Here is a 7872-nt window from a genome sequence, read left to right on the forward strand (position 1 = left end):
CAAACAAAGAACACAACCACCAGAACCAACATCCTGTGAAGTTATTTTCTCTGTCAGCCCCTCGCGGCGACTTGGATAAGCTTAAGCGATAACAAAACACAATGCAAATCGATTGTTCAACGGTTTCGTTTGCCCTGGTTAGAGACCACTTTCTTCCGTAACCAACCATCACGATAACCGCGCTATAACGACGCTATAAGTGTCGAACTTTCGCCAAACCACGATCTAATATTCCGCCACTCCCTTCTGCTGTTCATTACTCCGAATGATTAGCCACTCGCGCCATAGCCGTCACTGAAATACAGGCCAGTAACGGCGTTTAGTCTGGCTTTCTCCTAGCGTCTGGCTGTTAAGGTCCGGGATTTATCGACTCATAGCCCGTATTCAGGCAAACTAGATAGAGAAACTTATTTAGATCTATTAGAGAAACGGATTTAGGAGTCATGCTTGAACGCACAGTTGTGTATGTCGATACCTCGTATTTGCTTGCGAGCTTTTATAACTCATGGGAAATCGGCGCCCGTGCACAATTAGAAATTGATCTACCTGAGGTCGTCGCCATCTTGGATGGCATGATTTCCAACCAATTAGGGCAACGCGTACATCGCCAGAATTGGTACGACGGCATCCCAGATACTGGTCCACATCGTTATCAACGCGCACTTCGTACTTGTGAAGGAGTGCAGTTACGAACCGGACAATTGATTGAATGGGGCGAAAGGCGCACACAAAAAGCCGTCGACACGCGCTTAGTGGCAGATATGGTGACAACCGCCTGCAAACAGCAATTCACTGACATGGTGCTGGTTTCTGGCGACGCCGACATGATCCCCGGCGTCCAGGAAGCAACCAATGCTGGGATCCGAGTACACCTCTACGGTTTTGGTTGGGACTCCATGTCAGCCGCGCTACGCCATGCCTGCGATACAACGACCATCCTCGATCCTCGGGAGGACTTCACCGGCGCCATGGAACTCCAGGTGCTGGAAGGTCCGCTACCACCGACGGTACGCGACCACCACTCCGAAGAATCATCTGTGTGTGATACAGAGGGAGAAGAATCGGCCGCACCTAGCGTCGGCGACGATTGTGCCAAATCTTCTGTGGTGCACTCCCAGGAAACCAGCTCGCCTGATGCACCTAGTACGAGCGTCCAGACGCATGGAACAGTCACCTCCAAAGGCGACTACGAAACCGCGAAAGCCGATTCTTCGCAACCAACCGCCGAGACGCACGGTCCGGAAAAATCCCGTATCCCAAAGCCCGGCGAATCCCCCCGGAAACCCGACAGCGATGAATTCGCCGAGAAACTCGACCCCACCCCCAAGCCTGGTCCTCATGTGCAGGCTTCTGAGGTCCAGGATGCTCCACTCGCACCAGAGGATGTCGCAGCCACTCCTCCGGCAACACCCGGGGGCAACCAATCGGCACCAAATATCACTCCCGCCGCTCCGACCACACAATCTGAGACCCCTCCGGGCGAAGCGCTTGACGACGACAAGGACCCGTCGGAAGTCGAAGCCGAGCTGCGCGCATACAGCCGAGCTACCAGCGACTCCCACCGGGACAATGCTTCCGACAACAACGAGGACAACGCACCTGGTGGCTCACCTGCCAGCCCTAAGCCTAGCGCTCCGCGCCCCTCACCATCGATGATGGCACCGCGTCGCAAACTGCGCTCACGCTACGTCCCATTGCCAGAAGAAGTCTGGACATCCGCCGGTTTTCAAACACCTTTCGACGTCGGTCAACAATATGCTCGCTGGTGGTACGACAATGCGGCTTCCCCTGAGCAACGCGATCAGGCCCACCTACTTTCCGGGGGCGGGCTACCGCCTGAGGTGGATCGCCCACTCCTGCAATTCGCCTGCGAGACACTGCATGAATACACCTTGAGCGAGACGCAGCGGGTGAAATTACGCGACGGATTCCATTCCGGAATTCGCGGTATTTTACTCAACGCTTCGCGCGATAGCTAGACTGCCGCATCGCCTTACACAAAAGCGCGGACCGACCGGTCCGCGCTTTAACTTTGCCCTGAGCTTCCGGGCTGTCATGTTGTGCCCTGCAGTTTGCGGGCGGTTCTGTTTTCCTTGCAGCTTTCGAAGGGATAAATCAGTTCAGCGGTCAGTGCAGGTTAAGAATCTTTCTGTTCTGCCGAATCACTGCTATCAGCATCATCGCTGCTCTTACCTGCACCAATAGCTTTATTCTCCTCGGATGAACCAGCGGCCATCGAAGCACGAATTTCATCTAATTTAGCGTTGGCTTTCACATCGCGCGCCGAAGTACTTGCGGAAATTTCAGCCATTGCATCGCTGGCCGAATTACGGGAAAGTTCCTGTGCCCCCAATGCATTCGCGTAACGACGTTCGATCTTGTCGCGTACCCCGTCCAAAGTCGGGGTAGAGTCATCTCCACCGATTTGCGAATTCATTGAGTTCATTGCTTCGCTGGTCTTTTCCTGCATTTTTGTTTGCTCGACCTGCTGCTCTAAACGACGAACTTCATTGAGTTGCTCTTCCAACCGAGCTTCTGATTTTTGCAGCTCTGCTTTGGCTTGTTCCGCAGCCTGCTGCGCAGAATTGTACATTTCTTTAGTCTGCGTTAGCTCTTTTTCCACTCCCACAAGCTGGGATGCAATCAATTCTGCTGTTTCATTAAAGCGCTGTGCCTTCTCGGCATCACCATTGCCTTCAGCCTGGTCTGCGGCCTGCAAGGCCTCACGAGCTTGCGACTGATACTCGTCCTGGCTTTGTAATAGCCGGTTCAATTGCATTTCGAGTTGCTTCTTATTGCCTATTACCTTCGAAGCTTGCTCGGAGATCTCCCGGTGCTGCTGTTTTGCAGCTTCAGTGGCTTGCTTAATCTGTACCTTCGGATCCGCATGCTCATCAATCTTGTTGTCGAATGACGCCATGAGATACTTCCAGCCCTTACTGATGGGATTGGCCATAATCAGTTCACTCCTTGGTTTCAAGTGCAGTTGCACCTGCCTAGTTAGTTACGGTTCTTGCAGCCCATGATACGGAAAGAACCAGGCCAATTAGACTGCCAATAGAAATAGAAAACCGGCCCTTCCATCCTCTTCGACGGGATGAAACGGGCCGGAATTTCTACGAGTCCTACACGCGCTCGCAATTTCTGCGAGCCTGCAAGCTACAGGAACTCCTGTCTAGACATTGTCTGCTGTTTAGGCACCAATGATTTCGCGCATCAGGTTGGCAGCATCGGTTGGAGTCTTGCCGACCTTGACACCAGCAGCTTCCAAAGCTTGCTTCTTAGCTTCTGCGGTTCCGGAAGAACCAGAAACAATAGCGCCAGCGTGGCCCATAGTCTTGCCTTCTGGAGCGGTGAAGCCAGCAATGTAACCAACAACTGGCTTGGTGACGTTGTCCTTGATGTATTCCGCAGCGTTTTCCTCAGCGTCGCCACCGATCTCACCGATCATAATGATGGCTTCAGTCTCAGGATCGTTCTCGAATGCCTCGATAGCATCGATATGGGTAGTACCAATAACTGGGTCACCACCGATACCAACGCAAGAGGTGAATCCGATGTCACGCAACTCGTACATCATCTGGTAGGTCAAGGTACCGGATTTGGAAACCAAGCCGATCTTGCCTGGGTTTGGAGCAGTCTCTGCTGGGATGATGCCTGCATTGGACTTGCCTGGGGAGATCAGACCAGGGCAGTTTGGTCCGATAATGCGGGTCTTGCCGCTCTTTTTCGCCGCAGCGTGGAATTCCGCGGTGTCCTTGACCGGAACGCCTTCGGTAATCACAACAACAAGTGGCATTTCTGCGTCGATAGCTTCTTCAGCAGCTGCCTTGGTGAACTTCGCTGGAACGAAAAGTACAGAGACGTTAGCTCCGGTCTCGTTCTTGGCATCTTCGACAGAACCGAAGACAGGGACAGTCTTGCCGCCTTCGAATTCCACCTGTTCGCCGGCTTTCTTCGGGTTCACACCACCAACAATGTTGGCTCCGGAATTCAGCATGCGCTGGGTGTGCTTCATACCTTCAGAGCCAGTCATGCCCTGAACGATGATCTTCGAATCTGAGTCTAGAAAAATAGACACTGTTTTTATGCCCCTTCCTTAAGCCTGGTCAGCCAGTTCGGCTGCACGGCGTGCTGCTTCGTCCATGGTGGTTACCTGTTCAACGTGTGCCAAGCCAGCTTCGCTGAGGATCTTGCGTCCCAACTCTGCATTGTTGCCATCCAAACGGACGACCATTGGCTTCGCCTGCACGCCCTGATCAGCCAGGATCTTGTTGGCCTGCACAATGCCGTTTGCTACTTCGTCACAAGCGGTGATACCACCGAAAACGTTAACGAATACGGATTTCACCTGTTCATCGCTGAAGATGACCTCGAGGCCATTAGCCATGACAGAGGCATTGGCACCGCCACCGATGTCCAGGAAGTTCGCTGGCTTTGGCTTCGAGCCGAATTCTTCACCGGCGTAAGCGGTAACGTCCAGCGTAGACATAACCAGACCAGCACCATTACCAATCACGCCAACGCTACCGTCGAGCTTGACGTAGTTCAGGCCCAATTCCTTGGCGCGACGCTCCAAAGGATCAGCCGCGGCGGCGTCCTCCAGGTTCGCGTGGTCTTCATGACGGAACACTGCGTTGTCGTCGAGAGAAACCTTGCCGTCGAGTGCAATGATGCGACCATCGTCGGTCTTGACTAATGGGTTAACCTCGACCAGCTGTGCGTCTTCTTTCTCATAAACTTCGTAAAGCTTACGGAAGACAGGAACCAACTGCTCGGTTTCTTCATCGCTGAAACCGGCTTCCTTGGCGATATCACGAGCGATATCCTCGGTCAGCCCCTCCAGTGGTGAGAAGTTCTTACGCACCAGCTTTTCTGGGTGCTCTTCGGCGAGCGTTTCAATCTCCACGCCACCTTCTTTGGAGCACATAGCCAGGTAGCTGCGCTTGGTGCGGTCCAACAGAATCGAGAAGTAGTACTCTTCAGCGATATCTGCGCCTTCAGCAACCATGATGGTGTTAACGGTGTGGCCCTTAATATCCAGGCCGAGAATTTCCTCTGCCTTTTCCGCAGCCTCAGCCGGGCTCTTAGCCAGCTTCACACCACCGGCTTTGCCACGGCCACCGGTTTTCACCTGCGCTTTCACAACGAAAAGATCGGCATTGATCTCTTCTGCAGCCTTCTTTGCCTGCTCTGGGTTCGTTGCGACAATGCCCTGCAGCACAGGGACATCGTGTGCGCTGAACAAGTCACGAGCTTGGTACTCGTATAGATCCACGTTTGCTCCATTCCGAAATCGAATTTCGTCTATCGCCGTACTCCAAAAATAATACGGAAAATTTGGTGGCTTTTCAGTGACCCAACGCATAAATGCCAGGTCCTGCCGGCCATATGTGGCGAGTCTCCCCGCAAGCTGTGACCTAAGCCAGCACTAAATAAGAGCACGGGCTAGAGAACCCTACTGAATAAACAAACCGACGAGCCGGGAAATTTAAAGCATTACACGGCTTCAATCGCACCGTGCAGGCCATTTATTCCTCAGCTCGTCGGCTGCATAACATGAGTTCCAGACACCGTCGCTAGGACAGCTACGCTGCCGGAGCCTCCTCTATAGGGTGTTAAGAGTTGTCTTGCTGCGCATTCTGCTCAGCCAGCTGCTTACGTACGTCATCCATGTCCAGTTTCTTCACCTGCTGGATAACGTCTTCCAAAGCCGCTGGTGGCAATGCGCCAGCTTCCCGGAAAACCATGATGGAATCCCGGAAAATCATCAATGTCGGGATCGACTGAATCTCTAAAGCAGCGGCGATTCCCTGGTTGTTATCAACGTCCAATTTCGCATGCACGATATCACCGTGCTGTTCCGAAGATTTCTCAAAAGTCGGCGCAAACTGGCGGCATGGGCCACACCACTCTGCCCAAGCATCGACGATAACGACATCATTATCAGCAACGGTGCTTTCAAAGGTGTCTTCAGTAATGTCTACGGTTGCCATGAGTGGGTTTCTCCTTCAATAAATCTCATTGAGTGCGTTAGTACATTATTCGCAGACTTCCCACGGTACGCTTCGACGCTGATTTTCGCGCACACAGCATCCGCTGAAGTAGCTGACATATGACACAACAACAAACTTTCCGACGCTATTCCCACGCCACTAGCCTTGTATCCAAAGCTGCTGCTAAACCCGCTGCACGTAATTGTCGAATCGCGAAAAACGGAGACGATGCGCCACGGTAACTGTATCGATTGGTCCACCGCGGTGTTTAGCCAGAATGATGTCCGCTTCACCAGCACGCGAATCTTCCCTGTCTTGCGAATCGGGGCGGTAAAGCAACATAACCATATCCGCGTCCTGCTCCAACGAACCCGACTCACGAAGGTCAGCCAGCTGAGGCTTTTTGTCCGTACGGGCTTCCGGCCCACGGTTCAGCTGGGAAATCGCCACCACTGGAACTTCCAGTTCTTTCGCCAACAACTTCAACTGACGCGAGAACTCAGAAACTTCCTGTTGCCGCGATTCCACACGCTTGCCCGAACTCATCAACTGGAGATAATCCAAAACAAGCAGGTCTAAACCATGTTGTTGCTTCAGCTTGCGGGCCTTTGAACGGATCTCCATCATCGTCAAGTTTGGCGAATCGTCGATAAAAATCGGAGCATTTTGCACCGTATTAAGTTTGTCGGTGAGCTTTTCCCAGGCGCGTTCATCCATCCTGCCGGACCGCATATCCGTCAATTGGATTTCTGCTTCCGCAGAAAGCAGACGCATAACGATCTCAGACGCCGACATTTCCAACGAAAAAATCACCGAAGTTTTGCCGTTTTCGATGGAACAGGAACGCATAAAATCCATCGCCAGCGTCGACTTACCGACACCAGGGCGCGCCGCAACGATAATCATCTGACCGGGGTGCAGCCCATTGGTGACTTTGTCCAGGTCGATAAAGCCCGTTGGTACACCGGACTCCAAACCGCCGACGCGCTCGAGTGCGGCCAGCTCGTCTACTGTCGGTTTAATTAAGTCGCTCAGCGCACGGTAGTCTTCGGTTTTGCGCTTTTGCGAGACCGCGAAGACTTCCTGCTGGGCGCGGTCTATCACGTCGGTGACCTCGGCGTCCTCCGTGCCAGCAAATCCCAGCTGGACTACCCGGGTGCCGGCGTCGACAAGCTTGCGCAGCACTGCTTTTTCCGCGACCAACTCCGCATAATACAAAGCGTTCGCGGCGGTCGGCACCGAAGAAATGAGGGTATGCAAATATACCGCGCCACCGGTGCGTTCTAAATTGTTGTACCGGTCCAAACGCCCCGAAACAATCACGGGATCAATTTGCTCGCCATTGGCATAAAGATCCAGCATCGCCTCGTAGATCAGGCTATGCGCAGGGTAGTAAAAATCCTCGGGGTCAAGCTCCTCGATGACTTCCATGACGGTATTCGGGCTCATCAGCATCGCGCCAAGGACGCCTTGTTCAGCTTCTCGGTCATGCGGAGGCTGCCGAAAATCACCGTAAGCGTCTGGCTGATCTTGTTGGAATTTGCCACGCCCGCCCTTGTTCCGGGAACGATACTTAGAATCATTTCCGGAAAAGCTATTTCGCGAAAAATCATGATCGGATGCACTGAATCCAGCATCATGAATATCTGGGACGTCGAAACTTGGTTCTTCCGGTGGTGGCTCCGGAAGCTGATAATCATCCGAAAAATTTGCGTTGGCTTCCGGGCTCATTTGGGTCTCCTCCCCATGGCAGATTGTTCTGTGGAGTTCATTCTAACGAGCCAACCAACACTGCAAGCTTCGCAAAACAGCATCTAGGCCAACTATACAAACACCCCTCCGAGTACTCATTCACAAAAGTTATCCACAGGATATT

General features: G+C 52.9%; 6 protein-coding genes. 1 reads left to right on the top strand and 5 read right to left on the bottom strand.

All coding sequences use genetic code 11. The features are described 5' to 3' along the window. Window positions 1–443 precede the first annotated feature (443 nt). Window positions 444–1979, top strand: a complete 1536-nt coding sequence (locus A5774_RS01970; protein WP_064833159.1) for an NYN domain-containing protein — start codon at window positions 444–446, stop codon at window positions 1977–1979. Window positions 1980–2137: 158 nt separating this feature from the next. Here A5774_RS01970 and A5774_RS01975 read toward each other — a convergent pair whose 3' ends face one another. The 5 genes from A5774_RS01975 to dnaB form a co-directional block, all read right to left on the bottom strand. Further along, window positions 2138–2956: a PspA/IM30 family protein gene (locus tag A5774_RS01975; RefSeq protein ID WP_064833160.1), complete on the bottom strand. Its 819-nt coding sequence runs from the start codon at window positions 2954–2956 to the stop codon at window positions 2138–2140. 237 nt (window positions 2957–3193) lie between these two features. Further along, window positions 3194–4081, bottom strand: a complete 888-nt coding sequence (sucD, locus tag A5774_RS01980) for a succinate--CoA ligase subunit alpha (protein WP_064833161.1) — start codon at window positions 4079–4081, stop codon at window positions 3194–3196. 18 nt (window positions 4082–4099) lie between these two features. Then, window positions 4100–5278, bottom strand: coding sequence for an ADP-forming succinate--CoA ligase subunit beta (gene sucC, locus A5774_RS01985; RefSeq protein ID WP_024272810.1), 1179 nt, complete (start codon window positions 5276–5278; stop codon window positions 4100–4102). Between the two features lie 340 nt (window positions 5279–5618). Next, entirely contained in the window at window positions 5619–5996 is a 378-nt protein-coding gene (gene trxA, locus A5774_RS01990) for a thioredoxin (RefSeq protein WP_023018757.1), read from the bottom strand. Window positions 5997–6179: 183 nt separating this feature from the next. Continuing rightward, window positions 6180–7727, bottom strand: a complete 1548-nt coding sequence (dnaB, locus tag A5774_RS01995) for a replicative DNA helicase (RefSeq protein WP_021353271.1) — start codon at window positions 7725–7727, stop codon at window positions 6180–6182. Window positions 7728–7872 lie beyond the last annotated feature (145 nt).

Origin of the sequence: Corynebacterium sp. EPI-003-04-2554_SCH2473622 (genome assembly GCF_001665955.1) — a bacterium.
Lineage (GTDB): Bacteria > Actinomycetota > Actinomycetes > Mycobacteriales > Mycobacteriaceae > Corynebacterium > Corynebacterium pseudodiphtheriticum.

Coding starts and splice junctions, on each gene's coding strand:
- A5774_RS01970 (WP_064833159.1), top strand. CDS start 444: ATGCTTGAACGCACAGTTGTGTATGTCGATACCTCGTATTTGCTTGCG.
- A5774_RS01975 (WP_064833160.1), bottom strand. CDS start 2,956: ATGGCCAATCCCATCAGTAAGGGCTGGAAGTATCTCATGGCGTCATTC.
- trxA (WP_023018757.1), bottom strand. CDS start 5,996: ATGGCAACCGTAGACATTACTGAAGACACCTTTGAAAGCACCGTTGCT.
- dnaB (WP_021353271.1), bottom strand. CDS start 7,727: ATGAGCCCGGAAGCCAACGCAAATTTTTCGGATGATTATCAGCTTCCG.